Source organism: Thalassococcus arenae (genome assembly GCF_019104745.1).
Classification (GTDB): domain Bacteria; phylum Pseudomonadota; class Alphaproteobacteria; order Rhodobacterales; family Rhodobacteraceae; genus Thalassococcus_B; species Thalassococcus_B arenae.
This window is the reverse complement of the sequence record NZ_JAHRWL010000001.1, coordinates 890,357-907,122: the sequence shown is the minus strand read 5'-3', so window position 1 is coordinate 907,122 and position 16,766 is coordinate 890,357. Positions and strand designations below refer to the sequence as shown.

Below are 16,766 nucleotides of genomic sequence, written 5' to 3'. Positions count from 1 at the left end.
GGCCGCGCTCATCTATAGGCGATCTTGAGGATCTCGTAGCTTTTCTCGCCACCCGGGGTGCGCACTTCGACGCTGTCGCCTTCGTCCTTGCCGATCAGCGCGCGCGCAATGGGCGATTTGATGTTCAGCAGACCCTTTTCGATGTTGGCCTCGTGTTCGCCGACGATCTGCCAGGTCTTTTCCTCGTCGGTATCCTCGTCGACCAGCGTCACCGTGGCGCCGAACTTGACCGCACCGGACAGGTTTGCCGGATCGATGACCTCGGCCAGGCCCAGGATGCCTTCGATTTCCTTGATCCGGCCCTCGATGAAGCTCTGCTTTTCGCGCGCCGAATGATATTCCGCGTTCTCGGACAGATCGCCGTGTTCGCGGGCTTCGGCGATCGCCTTGATGATGGCCGGCCGTTCTTCGCTTTTCAGCACCTTCAATTCGCCCTCGAGCGCGGCGTGGCCCGCGCGGGTCATCGGGATCTTTTCCATGAACTCGGTTCCGTTTCTTGTCCGGTGTCGCCCGGGCCGTCTGTGCAGCGTGCTCGGGTCACAATGTGCGCAAGCCGGGGCGCAATGCAACAGGTCGGTGAAAATGTCCAGCGAAAGGGCGGATCGGGGCTGATTCCACGACCTTTCCGGATGGCGCGGCGGTTCGAAAACGCCGCGTTCGCGCTTTGTAACGCCGTGTCGCAATTGACCCTTGCTGCGCTGCCGCGCTAGGCAAGGTCGACAAAGGGACATGCCAACCCGGGAGGGGTGCAAGATGAGCGACGCGCAGCGCGAATCCATGGAATACGACGTCGTGATCGTGGGAGCGGGCCCGGCGGGCCTGTCGGCGGCGATCCGTCTGAAACAGCTCGATGCCGACATGTCGGTGGTTGTTCTGGAAAAGGGCTCGGAAGTGGGTGCGCATATCCTGTCGGGCGCGGTTCTGGACCCTTGCGGCCTTGACGCGCTGATCCCCGACTGGAAGGCCAAGGGCGCACCGCTGAACACCCCGGTGACGGAAGACAATTTCTACATGCTGGGTGAAGCCGGGCAATTGCGCATCCCCAACTGGCCGATGCCGCCGCTGATGAACAACCACGGCAACTACATCGTGTCGATGGGCAATGTCTGTCGCTGGATGGCCGAACAGGCCGAGGGGCTGGGGGTCGAGATCTTCCCCGGCATGGCCTGTTCCGAGCTGGTTTATGACGGCGATCGCGTCAAGGGCGTGGTCGCGGGCGAATTCGGCAAGAACCCCGATGGCACGCCGGGCGACGGATACGAACCGGGAATGGAGTTGCACGGCAAGTATGTCTTCCTGTCCGAAGGCGTGCGCGGGTCGCTGGCCAAGCAAGTGATCGAGAAATACGACCTGTCGAAGGGCAAGGAACCACAGAAATTCGGCCTGGGCATGAAGGAAATCTGGGAGATCGATCCGGCCAAGCACAAGCAGGGTTCGGTCACTCACACGATGGGCTGGCCGCTGGGTGGCAATGCCGGCGGGGGATCGTTCATTTATCATCTGGAAAACAACCAGGTCTATGTCGGCTTCGTGGTGCACCTGAACTACGAGAACCCGCACCTCTATCCCTACATGGAATTCCAGCGCTTCAAGCACCACCCGATGGTCGCAAAGCTGCTCGAAGGCGGTAAGCGCGTGGCCTATGGCGCGCGGGCGATCAGCGAAGGCGGCTACCAGTCGATGCCCAAGATGGTCGCGCCGGGTGTGGCGCTGCTGGGATGTTCGGTCGGCATGGTCAACGTGCCGCGCATCAAGGGTAACCACAACGCGATGCTTTCGGGCAAGGCCGCGGCCGAGGCCGCCCACGCCGCCATCAAGGCCGGCCGCGAAGGCGACGAACTGGCGGCCTACGAATCCGAAGTGCGCGGCGGTGCCATCGGCCACGACCTCAAGAAAGTGCGCAACGTCAAGCCGTTGTGGTCGAAATACGGCCTGACAGCATCTCTGACGCTGGGCGGGCTGGACATGTGGACCAACACCCTCGGCTTCTCGCTGCTCGGCACCATCGGCCATGGCAAGACCGATGCCGCCGCAACAGGCGATGCCAAGAAATTCAAGGAAATCGACTATCCCAAACCGGACGGCAAGCTGAGTTTCGACCGGCTGACCAATGTCAGCTTCAGCTTCACCAACCACGAGGAAAGCCAGCCTGCGCATCTGCAGTTGAAAGACCCCTCGGTGCCGATCCAGGTGAACCTGCCGAAATACGCCGAGCCCGCGCAACGCTATTGCCCGGCCGGCGTCTATGAGGTGGTCCGCGAAGACGGCAAGGACCCGCGCTTCGTCATCAACTTCCAGAACTGCGTGCATTGCAAGACCTGCGATATCAAGGACCCAAGCCAGAACATCAACTGGACGGTTCCGCAGGGTGGCGACGGGCCGAACTATCCCAACATGTGATGCAGTCAAACGCTGTTTTCCCGGGCATGGCTTGGCCGACGCCTTGCCCGGTTTTCGATCTATCTTAACGCCTCTGCTGCACCCTGCCGTTCGACGATATCCGGCAAGGGGTCATCTTCGTGCAGATCAGAGCACCGCGTTGGTCCAGCCGTTTCGCGTTGAATGTCCGATCCGTCTTTGGGCCGAGGCGGGTCACGGTCGTGAATCTCAGCGCCAACGGTCTGCGGTTTCGCGGCGTTCTGGCGCGCAACCCGATGGACCGCGTTCGCTTTCGGTTGGATGACCAAGACATCAGCGCGCGGGTCGTCTGGCAAGAGGCGGATATCGGCGGCATGCAATTCGACCGACCATTGTCGAATCGCACCTTGGCCAAGCTGCGCGAAACCGTACAAGAAGCCTAGCGGATCGCGCTTTTCTGCCGCTCACCGCGGCATACACGCGCTTGTCATCCCGGGGCCGCGGACGAGACAATTGTCAGTGTGTGGGTTCGGCACTAGGGTGACGCGAACAACCATCAGCGCGGAGAAACAGGGTGACATCCATCGCGAAGGTTCTGGGCAGTGCGGCGCTGGTCGTGATCATGGCGATCCCGGCCGGGGTTTCCGCGAATGGTCTTGCAGGTGACTACCTTGCCGCGCGCCAGGCGGCGATCATGGGCGACTACAAGGCAGCGGCCGAATACTACGGACGGGCGATCCTGTTCGATCCGGAAAACCCCGAACTGCTCGAACGGGCGATCCTGGCGAACGTGTCCTTGGGCGATCTCGACCGCGCCGCCGCGCTGGCGGACAAGCTGGTTCTCGAAGGGTTTTCCAGCCAGCTCGCGAACATGGCGCTCGTCGTGCGGGACGCCAAGGAAGAGAAATACGCAGCGGTGTCGGCCGCGATCAAGGATGTACGCGGATTGGGGCCGCTCGCCGATGGGCTGATCGACGCCTGGGCGCAACTGGGGCAGGGCGACATGGGCGCCGCCGTGGTCGCCTTTGACGAAGTCGGCAAGTTGCAGGGCCTCGGACCGTTTGCCGCCTATCACAAGGCGATGGCGCTGGCATCGGTCGGGGATTTCGAAAGCGCCGAGGCCTTGTTCGCCGCGGATGAGGCCGGCGGCATGTCGCTGACCCGGCGGGGCGTGATGGCCCGCGCCGAAATCCTGAGCCAGCTCGACCGCGCCACCGACGCAGTCACGCTGATCGACCGGTCGTTCGGCCAGGATCTCGACCCGGAACTCGCCGCCATGCGCGCCGCGCTCGATGCCGGAGGCAAGCTGCCCTTCAGCCATATCCGTTCGGCCCGCGACGGCATGGCCGAAGTCTTCTACACGCTGGCCGGAGCGCTCTCGAATGAAAGCGACGACGACTACACCCTGCTTTACGCCCGCCTTGCGGAACACCTCCGCCCCGATCATGTCGACGCCTTGCTGCTGACCGCGGAATTGCTGGAAAAGCTCGGACAGCACGACCTGGCCGTCGCGGCCTACAAACGCGTCCCGCGCGACGATCCTTCCTTCCACGCCGCCGAACTGGGCCGGGCCGGCGCGCTGCGCGCGCAGGACAAGGTGGATGCCGCCGTCGAGGTGCTTGAACAATTGGCCGAAACCCACGGCGACTTGGCCGTTGTCCAATCGACGCTGGGCGACATCATGCGCCAGCAAGATCGCTATGCCGAAGCCGCAGAGGCCTATAGCCGCGCGCTGGCCTTGTTCGACGAACCCGGCGAACGGCAATGGTTCCTGCTCTATGCCCGCGCGATTTCCTATGAACGCCAGGGCCTGTGGGACCAGGCCGAAGCCGATTTCCGCAAGGCGCTTGAACTCAACCCCGACCAGCCGCAGGTGCTGAACTATCTCGGCTATTCGCTGGTGGAGAAGCAGACCAAGCTGGACGAGGCGCTGGACATGATCGAACGCGCCGTCGCCGCGCAACCCAACAGCGGCTACATCGTCGACAGCCTGGGATGGGTGCTCTACCGGCTTGGCCGCTATGACGAGGCGGTCGTCCATATGGAACGCGCCGCCGAACTGATGCCCATCGACCCGGTGGTCAACGACCATCTGGGCGATGTCTACTGGGCCGTGGGGCGCACACTCGAGGCGGAATTCCAGTGGAAACGCGCACTCAGCTTCGTCGATTGGGAAGACGCGTCCGAGGAGCTCGATCCCGAGCGCATCCGCCGCAAGCTGGCGGTCGGGCTCGATGTCGTGCTGGCCGAAGAAGGCGCGCCGCCGCTCAAGTTGGCCAATGGCCAGAATTGAGGTCTTTGCTCCGGCCAAGATCAACCTGACGCTTCACGTCACCGGCCAGCGGGCGGACGGCTATCACCTGCTGGACTCGCTGGTGACATTTGCCTCTGTCGGGGACCGGCTTTTTATCGCCGTGCCCGCCAACTCACTTTCGTTGACGGTCGAGGGCCCCGAGTCGCAGGGGGTTCCGTCTGACATGCGAAATCTGGCATTGCGCGCGGCCGCTTTGGTGCCGTTCGAGGGTGCCGCGCTGGTGCTGGAAAAAAACCTGCCGTCCGCTTCGGGGATCGGTGGAGGCTCAGCGGATGCTGCCGCCGCTTGGCGTGGGATGACCTACTTGAAAGGCGACGTGTTCCACTGGTTGGCCGACGCGCCGGAGCCCTGGCTTCAAGCAGAGATGAACAACCTGCTGACGCTTGGCGCGGACATTCCCATGTGCGTTCATTCAAGCCCGATGCGTGTGCAGGGCGTCGGCGACAAACTGATCCCGGTTGACCTGCCCAGTTTGCCGGCCTTGCTTGCAAACCCCCGCCTGCCGGTGTCGACGCCCTCTGTGTTCAAGGCGCTGAAACTGCGCGACAATCCACCAATGCCCGCGGCCCTACCCGAATTCTTCGATGTCGGCGATTTGATCGACTGGCTTTCGGTCCAGCGCAACGATCTGCAAGACGCAGCCTTGTGTGTCGAGCCGGGAATAGCAGAGGTCCTCTCTGTTCTTTCCGCCTTGCCCGGGTGCAGATTGGCGCGCATGTCCGGATCAGGAGCGACCTGTTTCGGTCTGTTTGAAACCGAAGAGGCGGCGAAGGCAGCCACGTATGAGCTGCACAAGATCCGGCCAGAATGGTGGAAAGCGGGTTGTTTGCTGGGTGATCAGATGCGTGCCGCTGTTCCGCGCGACTGCTGAACATCCGTCCTTGTCGCAGTCCGAAAGAACCGGGCGACACATTTCATCCACGGGCTTTCCCGCTAGCTGACCCGCGCCACCACGTAATCGTTGAGGTCGACCAGCATGTCGCGCAGATCGCTTTGCGGCAGGCTGAGCATCGCCGACTTGGCCTTGGCCGACCAGGCCAGCGCATCCTGCCGCGTCGCTTCCAGCGTGTCGTGCTTGTTCAGCAAGGCGATGGCGTGGTCCAGATCGCCCTCGCCTTGGTCGCCCTTTTCGATCACCCGCGACCAGAAGGCGCGTTCTTCGGCATCCGCTTTGGCCACCGCCTTGATGACCGGCAGGGTCAGCTTGCGTTCGCGGAAATCGTCGCCGACATTCTTGCCGGTGGCGTCCGACCCCCAGTAATCCAGCAGATCGTCGACGATCTGGAAGGCAATGCCCAACGCGTCGCCATAGTCGAACAGCGCCTTGACCTCGGCTTCGGGCCGCCCTGCGATGACACCGCCCACCTCGGTCGCGGCGGAAAACAGTGCGGCGGTCTTGCCGCGCACCACTTGCAGATAGACGGCCTCGTCCGTGGCCAGATCCTGCGCCGCGGTCATCTGCAGGACCTCGCCCTCGGCGATCGTGGCGGCGGCGTCCGACAGGATGCGCAACACGCGGATATTGCCGGTCTCGGTCATCAGCTGGAAGGACCGCGCGAACAGGTAATCGCCCACCAGCACGCTCGACTTGTTGTCCCACAGCAGGTTCGCCGTGGGCCGCCCGCGGCGTTTCTGGCTTTCGTCGACCACGTCGTCATGCAACAGCGTCGCGGTGTGGATGAATTCCACCGTCGCGGCCAGGTGTACGTGATACGGGCCTTCGTAGCCGCAAAGCCGTGCACTGGCCAGGGTCAGCATCGGGCGCAGCCGCTTGCCCCCGGCTTCGACCAGATGCGCCGTGACCTCGGGTATGCGCGGCGCGTGGCGCGACGCCATGCGGTCGCGGATCAGCGCGTTGACGCCGGCCAGGTCATCCTGCAGCGCCGCCGCAAGCCGTTCATGCGGCTTTGAAGCCGGTTGATCCAGGCTCATCACACCCCCGTCACAAGGCTCGACAACCCGCGTTGGTTGTCCTTACATCCCCGCCATGGAAGAGCTTTTGCGCACCAACGACATAACCCTGATCCCGCTGGCGAAAACCCTTCTCGACGACGCGGGTATAATGAGCTTCGAGCTGGACGTAAACATGAGCGTGCTCGAGGGCAGCATCGGCATCTTGCCGCGGCGGCTGATGGTGCGCGCCGATGAACTCCAGGCCGCGCGCCGGGTCTTGCGCGAATACGGAGTGCGGTTTGAGGATTGAGCCCTTCGTCGAGGCCGAACTGACATGCGATGCCTTTCTTGGTGGCAAGGTCACGATCCGGCAGCCACGCGACGGGTACCGCGCCGGTGTCGACCCTGTTCTTCTGGCGGCATCGGTGATGGCCAGGCCTGGACAGTGTGTGCTGGAACTGGGCTGCGGTGCGGGCCCGGCCCTGTCCTGCCTTGCTGCGCGGGTGCCGGGGCTTTCGCTGACCGGAGTCGAGATCCAGCCCGCCTATGCGGATCTGGCCCGGCGCAATCTGGCGGACCACGGGTTCGACGCGCAGGTGGTTTGCGCCGACATCGTCGATCTGCCCGATCCGTTGCGCAGCGCGACCTTCGATCATGTCCTGGCCAACCCGCCCTATTTCGGCCCCGGTTCGCGAATCGGTTCCGAGGATGCGGGTCGCGAGATCGCGCGCGCCGGAAGAACCCCGCTGTCGGACTGGATCGCGGTCGCGGCCAGGCGGCTGGCGCCGGGTGGATTTGCCACGGTCATTCAACGCGCCGAGCGCCTGCCAGACCTGCTGGCCGCGATGACGACGCATCTGGGCTCTGTCGAATGCCTGCCTTTGGTCCCGCGGGCGCACCGCGCCGCAAGGCTGGTGCTGCTGCGCGGGCGCAAGGGCGGAAAGGCGGCCTTTCGCCTGTGCGCACCCGTTGTTCTGCACCGCGGCAACGCGCATCCCGGCGATGCCGACCACTACACGCCGCAGGTTTCGGCCATCCTGCGCGACGGCGCCGCGTTGCCCTTTCCGACGGCATAACGAAAGACTTGAGCTATTTCGCGCGGGCCCATGCTGCGCTCGCAGCGTGACAGACGGCCCGCGATGTGCTGCACTACGGATCCAACCCATCAACAGGAGGAATCCATGAGCGTCACTTCGCACCTGCAGGAGCTGAAGAAAAAGCATGCCTCGCTATCGGAGGCCGTTGAAAAGGCGCAGCGCGCCCCGGGGGTAGACGACCTGCACATCGCGGAACTCAAGAAGCAGAAGCTCAGGATCAAGGAAGAAATCACGCGACTGTCGGCGCAACCGGCAACCTGAAACCGCCCGTCCGCGGCGTCAGGCGGACCATTCGGCGGGCTTGCCCCTGCTAGGGCAGGTCCGCCACATTGATCAACGTCTTGCCGCTCAGCACGTCCGGGTAGGCGCCTGTTTCCTGCATCAGCCAATCGCGGAACGTGGCGATCTGGGGCCGCGTTTCATGGCCTTTCGGGCAAAGAAACCGGAACCGGGCCGCCGTGGTGAGCGCGATGTCGAAAGGCGCGGCCAACTGCCCCGAGGCCAGATAGGGCAGCGCCAGGGATGAACGCGTCAGAACAACGCCGCCGCCTGCCATCGTCGCGTCCAGCGCATGGTCAGCCTGCGAAAACCGCGCCGCAGGGTGCGGGTCACAGTCGATCCCGTTGGCGCGGAACCAGACCGGCCATGTCGCCGGCGGATCGAGGAATTCGATGGAATCGTCGAAAAACAGCGGTGCGTCGGCCAATTCGCGCGGATCGCGATAGCGCGTGGCAAGGTCCGGCCGCATCATCGGCATGATTGCCTCGGGCAGGATGTATTCCACATGCAACCCATCATCCGGGCCGTAGCCATAGCGGATCGCCACGTCGATACCGTCGCGGGCGAAATCCAGCCGCCGCAGCGTGGCCGCGAAGCGCAATTCGATTTCTGGATGGCTTTGGGCGAAGTGATACAACCGCGGCGCCAGCCATTTCGCGGTAAAGGCCGGTCCCGCCGTCACCGTCAACCCGCGCGTATCCTGCAAGCGTCGCGCGGCACGCCAGACGCGGGCAAGCGCTTCGAATCCTTCGGCGCAGCCGGGGGCCAGAACGCGGCCCGCCTCGGTCAGTTCGACCGCGCGGTTCAGGCGGCGAAAGACCGGCTGACCCAGATGCTCTTCAAGGCTTTTTATCTGAAAGGACAGCGCAGCGGGCGTGACATTCAATTCCTCCGCCGCCTTGGCAAACGACATCTTTCGGGCGGCGGCATCGAAGGCGCGCAAGGCGGTCAGCGGCGGCAGGCGATCACTCATTTGACTTAAGTATCATTTAACTGATCTGGTGAGAAGTCTCGTTTGTGAACTGAAATGAAAACGCACATATTGAGTTCAGGAAAGACAACCTGATCCAACCTTCGCATCCCAGGAGACCACCATGTTCGAGACAGCCAGCACCGCTCGCCAACGTGACGCCATCCGCGCGGCCCATGCCGCCCGCGGCCAGGCCTTTGCCGATCTCTGGCACAGCCTTTTCGCGCGTCGCTGACCGCAGGCGGCGTTTGCCGCCCGACGATCGGACCGCGAGATACCGAAACGCCCCCGAACCTGTTCTGGCTCCGGGGGCGTTTTCGTTCAGCCGGCCAGGGCCTGTTGCAGTGCCACCACCTCCGCCTGGGCGATTTCGTGCCCGCCGGGATGCCAGGTCAGATCGACGCGCGCACCCTGCTTGGCGAACCAGTCCGCCAGCGCCTGGGTCTGGGGGGCGGGGCAGATCGGGTCGCGTTGCCCCGCGGTGATCAGGACACGCACGTTCCTGAGCGCAGGCACTGGCTCCGGCGTCCACGGGATCAGCGGGTGCAGCAGGATCAGGTCGGTGAACAGGTCGGGCCTGTCCATCGCCACCGAAGCAAGGATGTTCGCACCGTTCGAATAGCCAAGCCCGATCACACGCCGTGCGCCGATCCGGGACACCGCCGATCGCAGGAACGCACCCATGCGCGCCGTCCGGTCGGCAAGATCCGGCATGTCGTAGACCCCTTCGCCGGTGCGGCGGAAGAACCGTAGCGCGCCACCTTCCGACACGTCGCCGCGCGGCGATACCACATGCGCCTCGGGCAGGATCTGGCGCGGCAGGTCGTGGAACTGCCGCTCGGATCCGCCGGTTCCGTGAAACGTGAAGACAAGGGGCGCGCCGGGCGCCCCCTGCGTCTCCGCAAAATGGTAGTCAGTCACGGATCGGCTCCAGCAACTGTTCAATCCGGGCCCGCAGATGCTCGTGCTGGCCGGGCAATTTCAGCGCTTCGCCCAGATGTCCGCTGTCCTCGTCGCGGTCGAAGCCGGGTTCGTCCGTGGCCACCTCGAACAGGACCCCGCCGGGTGAGCGGAAATAGATCGCCCAGAAGTAGTCGCGGTCGATCACCGGGGTGACCTGATAGCCGGTGTCCAGCAACGCCTTGCGCACGTCCAGCTGTGCGGCGCGGTTCGTCACCGAAAAGGCGATGTGGTGCACGCTGCCCGCCCCCTGACCGGCCGGCGCGGCATCGGTGCGGGCGATGTCGATGGCGTCGGCGGCGTTGCCGCCCGGCACGCGGAAACGCATCACGTTGCCCTGTCTGCCCTCGGCCTCGTACCCCATGAAACGCAGCAACTCGGCGCTTGCATCGGCGCCGCGCGGGTCAAGCCGCAGTTCCGTCGAATGAAAGCCGCGGATGGCCACGTCTTCGGGCACCGTCGCAGCCCAGGGATGGCGCCGGTCTTCGGATTCGACCAGAACGAACCCATCGCCGTCGGGGCCGCGAAACGCCAGTTGCGCCTGTCCGAACCGGTCGCGGTGTTCCAGCCCGGCGACGTTATGTTCGGCAAGCCGGTCCTGCCAGTATTCCAGCGCGCCCGCGGGCACGGAAAACGCGGTGGTCGAGACCTCGCCGGTGCCCGACCGTCCCCGTTTGGCGCCCGGGAAGGGGAAATAGGTCATCACGGTGCCGGGCGTGCCAGCCGCGTCGCCGTAATACAGGTGATAGACATCCGGCGCGTCGAAATTGACCGTCTTCTTGACGCGGCGCAGCCCCAGCACCTTGGTGAAGAAATCGTTGTTGGCTTGTGCGCCGCTGGCCAGCGACGTCACGTGATGCAGCCCGTTGATCTGGGTAAGCATGGCATCTCTCCTTGTGCTGGTGCTGATATAGGCGGCATTGGAATGGAAAAACGCGCCTGACCGCGCCGGGTTCGTGCATCGATGCACAGAAACGCAAACGCCCCGGCGCTTGGGCCGGGGCGTTGGACGTCGATGGCAGGGGATCTCAGACGAAGAACTGAGCGCCGTTTGCCGAAATCGTCGAACCGTTGATGAATCCCGCATCGTCCGAGGCCAGAAAGGCCACGCAGCGGGCGATTTCCTCGGGCTCGCCCAGGCGGCCGGCGGGTATGCCGGCGACGATCTTGGCGCGCACCTCTTCGGGGATGGCCATGACCATCTCGGTCGCGATGTAGCCCGGGCAGATCGCGTTGGCGGTGATGCCGGCGCGCGCGCCTTCCTGGGCCAGCGATTTCACGATGCCCAGGTCGCCGGCCTTGGTGGCGGCATAGTTGACCTGGCCGAACTGGCCCTTCTGGCCGTTGATCGAGCTGATCACGATGACCCGGCCGAACTTGCGTTCGCGCATGCCGGGCCAGACGGGATGGACGGTGTTGAAGACGCCGGTGAGGTTGGTGTCGATCACTTCTTTCCATTGCTCGGGCGTCATCTTGTGGAACGGTGCGTCGCGGGTGATCCCGGCATTGGCGACGACAACGTCGATCGGGCCCAGATCGGCTTCGACCTTGGCGATGCCGGCCTTCGATTCCTCGTAGTCGCCGACATTCCACTTGTAGGTCTTGATGCCGGTTTCCTTGGTGAAGGCGGCGGCCTTCTCGTCGTTGCCGGCATAGGTGGCGGCCACCTCGTAGCCTTCCGCTTTCAGTTTTTTCGAGATCGCTTCACCGATCCCCCGGCTGCCGCCGGTCACGAGTGCCACTCTTGCCATGGTGTCCTCCAGTCTTGGCTTCTGCATTGGTAACTTTGTTACCGTTGAGATTTAGGTTGCGCAATTATGTTTCGGCGTTGCGCTGATTCTGTCTGCGCGGGTTTGCGCACGGGCCTTCAAAGAAAACGGGGCGCCGGAAAGGGCGCCCCGGTGATCCGCATCCCCCGCGGTTACGGCCGCTCGACGCACAGCGCGACGCCCATGCCGCCGCCGATGCACAGCGTGGCGAGGCCCTTCTTGGCGCCCCGGCGCTTCATTTCGAACAGCAGGGTGTTCAACACGCGTGCGCCCGACGCGCCGATCGGGTGGCCGATGGCGATGGCGCCGCCGTTGACGTTCACGATCGCCGGATCCCAGCCCATGTCCTTGTTCACCGCACAGGCCTGCGCGGCGAAGGCCTCGTTGGCCTCGACCAGGTCGAGATCATCGACCTTCCAGCCGGCCTTCTCCAGCGCCTTTCGCGACGCGTAGATCGGCCCGACACCCATGATCGACGGGTCCAGGCCCGCTGTCGCATAGGACGCGATCCGTGCCAGCGGTTCGATCCCGCGCTTTTCGGCATCGTCGGCCGACATCAGCAGCACACCGGCGGCGCCGTCGTTCAGGCCCGATGCGTTGGCCGCAGTCACCGACCCGTCCTTGGTGAAGGCGGGGCGCAGTTTCTGCATGGCTTCGATGGTGGCGCCATGGCGGATGTATTCGTCCTTGTCGACGACGATGTCGCCCTTGCGGGTCTTGACGGTGAAGGGGATCACTTCGTCATCGAACTTGCCGGCCTTTTGCGCGGCCTCGGCCTTGTTCTGGCTGGCGACGGCGAATTCGTCCTGCATCTCGCGGCTGATCTGCCACTTCTCGGCGACGTTCTCTGCCGTCTGGCCCATGTGGTAGCCGTTGAAGGCATCCCACAGGCCGTCGCGGATCATCGTGTCGATATAGGACATGTCGCCCATCTTGTGCCCGGCGCGCAGGTTTGCGGCATGGGGGCTGAGCGTCATGTTTTCCTGGCCGCCGGCGCAGACGACCGAAGCATCGCCCAGCATGATGTGCTGCGCGCCGAGCGCGACGGCGCGCAGGCCCGATCCGCAGACCTGGTTGATACTCCAGGCCGCGCTTTCCTGTGGCAGGCCGGCGTTGATATGGGCCTGGCGGGCAGGGTTCTGGCCCTGTGCAGCGGTCAGAACCTGGCCGAGGATCGTTTCCGACACGTCGGACTTGTCGACACCGGCGCGGGCGACAAGCGCCTCGAGCACGGCCGAGCCGAGATCGTGGGCGGGTGTGTTCGCGAACGCCCCCCCGAAGCTGCCGACGGCTGTGCGCGCGGCCGATGCGATGACGACATTGGTCATGAGTTCTTTCCCTCACCAGACGATTCCATTCCGGGGCAACGTCGCACAGGCTGCGCCGCCGAAAAACCCCCGCATTGCCGTTGCGTCATAGCCAAGCGGCCAGAGCAGCGACACAGGACAGGGTGTCTCAGGCGGATTTCCGCGACTTCAGGCGGATTTGCGGGCTTGCGACTTTTGCCAGGGCGGCGACAGCGTGGGCGCGGCGAAGTAGTAGCCTTGAAGGCAATCGATGCCGAGCGCAGCCAGGCATTCGGCATCCGCGGCGCGCTCGACCTTTTCGGCGACGGTGAACATGTCGAATTGTTCGGCGATCGCCGCCATGGCGCGCACCAGAACCTGGTTGTCGGCATTCCCGGCGATACCGCGCACGAATTGGCCGTCGATCTTGAGCACGTCGAAATTGAAGTCGCGGAAATAGCGCAGCGCGGTCTGCCCCGATCCGAAATCGTCGATGGCAAAGGCCACGCCTTTCTTGCGCAGATCGGCCATGAAGCGCACCACCAGCTCGGGCACCAGCATCGCCGAGGTTTCGGTGATCTCTAGGATCAGGCGCTCTGCGATGGTCGGGTCCTCCTGCAGGCCGCGATTCAATGTGCGCAACCAGGGCTGGAACCCGATCGACCGCGCCGACATGTTGATCGAAAGCCGAAGATCGGGCACTTGCGCCAGTTCCTCGATCCCCTGTTGAAGGGCGATCCTGTCCAGTTTGCGACCAAGTTCGGTATCCTCGACGGCGTGGATGAAGTCGCGCGCGGGAATGACGCGCCCGGTATCGTCAAGGACGCGCAACAGCGCCTCGTGGAATGCGACCTGATCGGGCCGGTTGGCCTGAACCACCGGCTGAAAGGCCAGCATGACTTCGCGATGTTCCACGGCACGCTGTACCATCGATACCGTGTCCGCATCGCGCCGCCGGATCGCATGGTCGAGGGCGTTGACCGCCTCCGCGTCGCGCCTGATCTGCCTCTGGCCAGCCACGTCTACCTCCGTTGCAACCATCGCCTTGATGCCGCCCGAGGGTTTAAATCCGCCTTAAAGATCGTGTTTTGTTCTCTTTTTTCCGATCTTGTCCCCGGCGCGTTGACAGGGCCGCAAAAGCGCGTATAAGCGCGCCTTCATTGGTGTTGGTGGCCCCCGCAAGGGGATGCCTGTCATTCCGGCCAAATCCGGGAAGAGGACAACGCCCTTCGAAACCTGAACGAAGGAGATCAGACGGTGACCAAACGCACCTCTGCCAAGTACAAGATCGACCGCCGGATGGGCGAAAACATCTGGGGTCGTCCGAAATCCCCGGTGAACCGCCGCGAATACGGCCCCGGTCAGCACGGCCAGCGCCGCAAGGGCAAGATGTCGGACTTCGGTCTGCAGCTGCGCGCCAAGCAGAAGCTCAAGGGCTACTATGGCGACCTGACCGAAAAGCAGTTCCGCCGCATCTACACCGAAGCCGAACGTCAGCGCGGCGATACCGGCGAAATCCTGATCGGCCTGCTCGAGCGCCGTCTTGACGCCGTGGTCTACCGCGCCAAGTTCGTGCCGACCGTGTTTGCCGCCCGCCAGTTCGTGAACCATGGCCATGTCCTGGTGAACGGCCAGCGCGTGAACATCCCGTCCTATCGTGTCAAGGAAGGCGACGTGATCGAGGTGCGCGAGAAGTCCAAGCAACTGGCCTCGGTTCTCGAAGCGACCCAACTGGCCGAGCGGGACGTGCCCGACTATATCGACGCCGACCATTCCAAGATGACCGCCACTTTCGTCCGCATGCCGGGCCTTTCGGATGTGCCCTACCCGGTTATGATGGAACCGAACCTGGTCATCGAATATTACGCACAGAACTGATCCGGGTTCTGTCACCCAAAAGAAAAGGCCGCGCTTTCTGCGCGGCCTTTTTTCTTGCGTCTTCCGGTGACGTTCAGACGTAGCGAAGATCGCGGAACACGAAGCGCGGAATGTCTTCGCGGCGCAGGCCAAGCGCACACAGTTGCGCGTCGGTCATCGCGTTCAGTTTTTCCGCTTCGCGAACGCGGAAGTTGCTTTCGCTGATCATCACGAAGAAATCGCCGATCGCGTGCGCCACGACCGAAAGAATGCCCGGCTGGCGCCAGGTGGGGTTTGTTGCATGTGACATTGTCGAATTGCCTTTTCGGATGTCCCGCATCGCGGGATTGCTGCCCAGATAATCCTTTCCGAAGGACGCTGTTAGAGGTGTTCCGGCATAGCGGGTCTGGCATCCTTGCATGGCTCGCGACGCCCGCCGGGCGCGAAAAGGGGTGGCCGAAGCCACCCCGTCACGTCATCCAAATCGTTTGATCCCGAACGGGAAAGGTGATCGGATCGGCTGAATTCCTGCTTCTCCGGATGCGGTCACATTCGCAATGAGACGGGTACCGTATTCGTATGACACGGCCATGACAGCACTGGCCGGATGTTCGGCAAACAGCCGGTCGAAGGATCGCGCGGATCCCGCGGAAATACCCCCGCCTTGCCTTGAAAAACAATCCGGGCGCATCGAAACGACATTTCCGGATCACATTCGTTTTCAGCCATGTCGCGAACACCGCGCGAAACGCGTCGTGATCGACCCGGCTGACACGGCCGGTCATTTCGGTGCGCGCAACCAGTCTTCCCGCCAGGCAACCCCGGTCAGCCCGGCAAACCGCGCCACCCGGTCCAGTTCGGCTTCCAATCGCCCTTGCCGGCCTTTGCCCCATTGCACGCCACGTTCGGGCCATAATGCATCGACGCGCAAAGCACCGGTGTCGCGGTCGCCGGACATGTCGATGCGACCGACCAGGCGGTCGCCTTCGAGAAGCGGAAAGACGTAATAGCCGTATTCGCGCTTGGGTGCGGGGGTGAAGATCTCGATCCGGTAGCGGAACCCGAACAACCGCTCGGCCCGGTTGCGATCGCGCAAGGCAGGGTCGAAGGGGCTGAGCACGCGCAGGCGGGGGGGTGGCTCCGGTGCGGCCTGTGCCTGTTCCAGCACGTTCGGACGCGCGAAACAGGCCCGCCATCTGCCGTCCGCCCCTTGCACGGAAACCGGAGCCAACCGACCGGCCTTGCGCTCGGCTTCGACCCAGTCCTTGGCCTCGGCGCGCGTCACCGTTGCCCAAAAGGCCGAAATCTCGCCCGAGGTCGCGAAACCCAGCCGGTCCAGCGCGGCGTTGTTCAGCCAGTCCAGGCTGTTCGCCTCGTGCGGAATGGGCCCTGTGGCGGCGTCGGGATGCACGCGGTGGGCCAGGTCATAATACTTGCGGAACCCCTCTCGGTGGCAGACCGCCAGTTCACCCGTGAGCCAGAGAAACTCCAGCGCCGTCTTGGACGGATGCCAATCCCACCAGCCGCCGGAATTGCGCGCTTCGCCTTCGCCGACATCCACCGAAGAAGCGGGGCCGCGTTCCGAGATGTGCCGGCGCACGCCGTTGAGGCAGGCCTCGAAATCGTCGCGCCGCCATTTCCGCCAGCGGTGCAGCAGCGCGTCGGCGTCGCGACGAAATCGGACCCGCCAATGCGGATAGAATTCCGTCGGAATGACCGACGCGTCATGCGTCCAGTGTTCGAACAGGCTGCGATCCTTGTGCAGCAGCCGGTCGAGGTGTTTGGGCCGATAGGGCGGACGGCGCGCGAACAGGATCATGTGGTGGGCCCGTTCTACCGTGCGCACACTGTCGACCTGGACAAAGCCCAGACGGGTAATCAGGTTGAGCAGATCGTCACCCTTGCCCGGACCCGAGGGCGCCTCGGCCAGAGCGTGCCGGTGCAGGAACAGCCGCCGCGCGGCGCGGTTCGGAAGCTGCAGGC

At 63.9% G+C, this 16,766-nt stretch carries 18 protein-coding genes; 8 read left to right on the top strand and 10 right to left on the bottom strand.

Annotation, left to right across the window (positions count from 1 at the left end; all coding sequences use genetic code 11):
- Positions 1–8 precede the first annotated feature (8 nt).
- On the bottom strand, positions 9–479 hold the full coding sequence (greA, locus tag KUH32_RS04565; RefSeq protein ID WP_217776874.1) for a transcription elongation factor GreA: 471 nt from the start codon (positions 477–479) through the stop codon (positions 9–11).
- Positions 480–753: 274 nt separating this feature from the next.
- Between greA and KUH32_RS04560 the strand changes: the two genes are divergently transcribed.
- The 4 genes from KUH32_RS04560 to KUH32_RS04545 all read left to right on the top strand — a co-directional run bounded on the left by KUH32_RS04560 (position 754) and on the right by KUH32_RS04545 (position 5,543).
- Positions 754–2,400 carry an electron transfer flavoprotein-ubiquinone oxidoreductase gene (locus KUH32_RS04560; protein ID WP_217776873.1) on the top strand — a complete coding sequence of 549 codons (1,647 nt, stop codon included), beginning with the start codon at positions 754–756 and terminating at the stop codon, positions 2,398–2,400.
- A gap of 119 nt (positions 2,401–2,519) precedes the next feature.
- A complete protein-coding gene (locus tag KUH32_RS04555; protein WP_217776872.1) occupies positions 2,520–2,801 on the top strand; it encodes a PilZ domain-containing protein in 282 nt (93 codons plus the stop codon).
- Positions 2,802–2,980: 179 nt separating this feature from the next.
- Positions 2,981–4,651, top strand: coding sequence for a tetratricopeptide repeat protein (locus KUH32_RS04550; protein ID WP_217778292.1), 1,671 nt, complete (start codon positions 2,981–2,983; stop codon positions 4,649–4,651).
- The gene (locus tag KUH32_RS04545; protein WP_217776871.1) at positions 4,638–5,543 is read left to right on the top strand and encodes a 4-(cytidine 5'-diphospho)-2-C-methyl-D-erythritol kinase; all 906 of its coding nucleotides are present in this window, start codon (positions 4,638–4,640) and stop codon (positions 5,541–5,543) included. Before KUH32_RS04550 ends, KUH32_RS04545 begins: the two co-directional genes overlap by 14 nt.
- A 62-nt stretch (positions 5,544–5,605) precedes the next feature.
- Here the strand turns inward: KUH32_RS04545 and KUH32_RS04540 are convergent, their stop codons facing one another.
- Positions 5,606–6,604, bottom strand: a complete 999-nt coding sequence (locus KUH32_RS04540) for a polyprenyl synthetase family protein (protein ID WP_217776870.1) — start codon at positions 6,602–6,604, stop codon at positions 5,606–5,608.
- 55 nt (positions 6,605–6,659) lie between these two features.
- On the opposite strand from KUH32_RS04540, the gene KUH32_RS04535 reads away from it, so the two are divergent.
- The 3 genes from KUH32_RS04535 to KUH32_RS04525 all read left to right on the top strand — a co-directional run bounded on the left by KUH32_RS04535 (position 6,660) and on the right by KUH32_RS04525 (position 7,923).
- Entirely contained in the window at positions 6,660–6,875 is a 216-nt protein-coding gene (locus KUH32_RS04535) for a putative signal transducing protein (RefSeq protein ID WP_217776869.1), read from the top strand.
- Complete coding sequence (locus tag KUH32_RS04530) at positions 6,871–7,641, top strand: tRNA1(Val) (adenine(37)-N6)-methyltransferase (protein WP_348541109.1); 771 nt, start codon at positions 6,871–6,873, stop codon at positions 7,639–7,641. Before KUH32_RS04535 ends, KUH32_RS04530 begins: the two co-directional genes overlap by 5 nt.
- A gap of 105 nt (positions 7,642–7,746) precedes the next feature.
- Entirely contained in the window at positions 7,747–7,923 is a 177-nt protein-coding gene (locus tag KUH32_RS04525) for a YdcH family protein (protein ID WP_217776867.1), read from the top strand.
- 49 nt (positions 7,924–7,972) lie between these two features.
- Here KUH32_RS04525 and gcvA read toward each other — a convergent pair whose 3' ends face one another.
- From gcvA to KUH32_RS04495, 6 genes are all read right to left on the bottom strand, one after another.
- Positions 7,973–8,914, bottom strand: coding sequence for a transcriptional regulator GcvA (gene gcvA / locus KUH32_RS04520; protein WP_217776866.1), 942 nt, complete (start codon positions 8,912–8,914; stop codon positions 7,973–7,975).
- Between the two features lie 318 nt (positions 8,915–9,232).
- Positions 9,233–9,832 (bottom strand): alpha/beta hydrolase, encoded by a 600-nt coding sequence (locus tag KUH32_RS04515; RefSeq protein WP_217776865.1) that lies wholly within the window; start codon positions 9,830–9,832, stop codon positions 9,233–9,235.
- Positions 9,825–10,754, bottom strand: a complete 930-nt coding sequence (locus KUH32_RS04510; RefSeq protein ID WP_217776864.1) for a VOC family protein — start codon at positions 10,752–10,754, stop codon at positions 9,825–9,827. Before KUH32_RS04510 ends, KUH32_RS04515 begins: the two co-directional genes overlap by 8 nt.
- Before the next feature lie 145 nt (positions 10,755–10,899).
- A complete protein-coding gene (gene phbB, locus KUH32_RS04505; protein ID WP_217776863.1) occupies positions 10,900–11,622 on the bottom strand; it encodes an acetoacetyl-CoA reductase in 723 nt (240 codons plus the stop codon).
- A 170-nt stretch (positions 11,623–11,792) separates the two neighbouring features.
- Positions 11,793–12,968 carry an acetyl-CoA C-acetyltransferase gene (locus KUH32_RS04500; protein WP_217776862.1) on the bottom strand — a complete coding sequence of 392 codons (1,176 nt, stop codon included), beginning with the start codon at positions 12,966–12,968 and terminating at the stop codon, positions 11,793–11,795.
- 147 nt (positions 12,969–13,115) lie between these two features.
- Positions 13,116–13,946 carry an EAL domain-containing protein gene (locus KUH32_RS04495; protein ID WP_348541083.1) on the bottom strand — a complete coding sequence of 277 codons (831 nt, stop codon included), beginning with the start codon at positions 13,944–13,946 and terminating at the stop codon, positions 13,116–13,118.
- A gap of 237 nt (positions 13,947–14,183) precedes the next feature.
- On the opposite strand from KUH32_RS04495, the gene rpsD reads away from it, so the two are divergent.
- Positions 14,184–14,804 (top strand): 30S ribosomal protein S4, encoded by a 621-nt coding sequence (rpsD, locus tag KUH32_RS04490; RefSeq protein WP_217776860.1) that lies wholly within the window; start codon positions 14,184–14,186, stop codon positions 14,802–14,804.
- Positions 14,805–14,877: 73 nt separating this feature from the next.
- On the opposite strand, the gene KUH32_RS04485 is transcribed toward rpsD, so the two are convergent.
- Together KUH32_RS04485 and KUH32_RS04480 are read right to left on the bottom strand one after the other, a co-directional pair.
- Entirely contained in the window at positions 14,878–15,249 is a 372-nt protein-coding gene (locus KUH32_RS04485) for a hypothetical protein (protein ID WP_217776859.1), read from the bottom strand.
- A gap of 315 nt (positions 15,250–15,564) precedes the next feature.
- On the bottom strand, positions 15,565–16,764 hold the full coding sequence (locus tag KUH32_RS04480; RefSeq protein WP_217778291.1) for a winged helix-turn-helix domain-containing protein: 1,200 nt from the start codon (positions 16,762–16,764) through the stop codon (positions 15,565–15,567).
- Between the last annotated feature and the right edge of the window lie 2 nt (positions 16,765–16,766).

Excerpts from the sequence above, each read along its gene's own strand:
- greA (WP_217776874.1), bottom strand. The coding sequence starts at position 479 with ATGGAAAAGATCCCGATGACCCGCGCGGGCCACGCCGCGCTCGAGGGC.
- gcvA (WP_217776866.1), bottom strand. The coding sequence starts at position 8,914 with ATGAGTGATCGCCTGCCGCCGCTGACCGCCTTGCGCGCCTTCGATGCC.
- KUH32_RS04545 (WP_217776871.1), top strand. The coding sequence starts at position 4,638 with ATGGCCAGAATTGAGGTCTTTGCTCCGGCCAAGATCAACCTGACGCTT.
- KUH32_RS04525 (WP_217776867.1), top strand. The coding sequence starts at position 7,747 with ATGAGCGTCACTTCGCACCTGCAGGAGCTGAAGAAAAAGCATGCCTCG.
- KUH32_RS04500 (WP_217776862.1), bottom strand. The coding sequence starts at position 12,968 with ATGACCAATGTCGTCATCGCATCGGCCGCGCGCACAGCCGTCGGCAGC.
- KUH32_RS04535 (WP_217776869.1), top strand. The coding sequence starts at position 6,660 with ATGGAAGAGCTTTTGCGCACCAACGACATAACCCTGATCCCGCTGGCG.
- KUH32_RS04510 (WP_217776864.1), bottom strand. The coding sequence starts at position 10,754 with ATGCTTACCCAGATCAACGGGCTGCATCACGTGACGTCGCTGGCCAGC.
- KUH32_RS04540 (WP_217776870.1), bottom strand. The coding sequence starts at position 6,604 with ATGAGCCTGGATCAACCGGCTTCAAAGCCGCATGAACGGCTTGCGGCG.
- KUH32_RS04560 (WP_217776873.1), top strand. The coding sequence starts at position 754 with ATGAGCGACGCGCAGCGCGAATCCATGGAATACGACGTCGTGATCGTG.
- phbB (WP_217776863.1), bottom strand. The coding sequence starts at position 11,622 with ATGGCAAGAGTGGCACTCGTGACCGGCGGCAGCCGGGGGATCGGTGAA.
- KUH32_RS04550 (WP_217778292.1), top strand. The coding sequence starts at position 2,981 with ATGGCGATCCCGGCCGGGGTTTCCGCGAATGGTCTTGCAGGTGACTAC.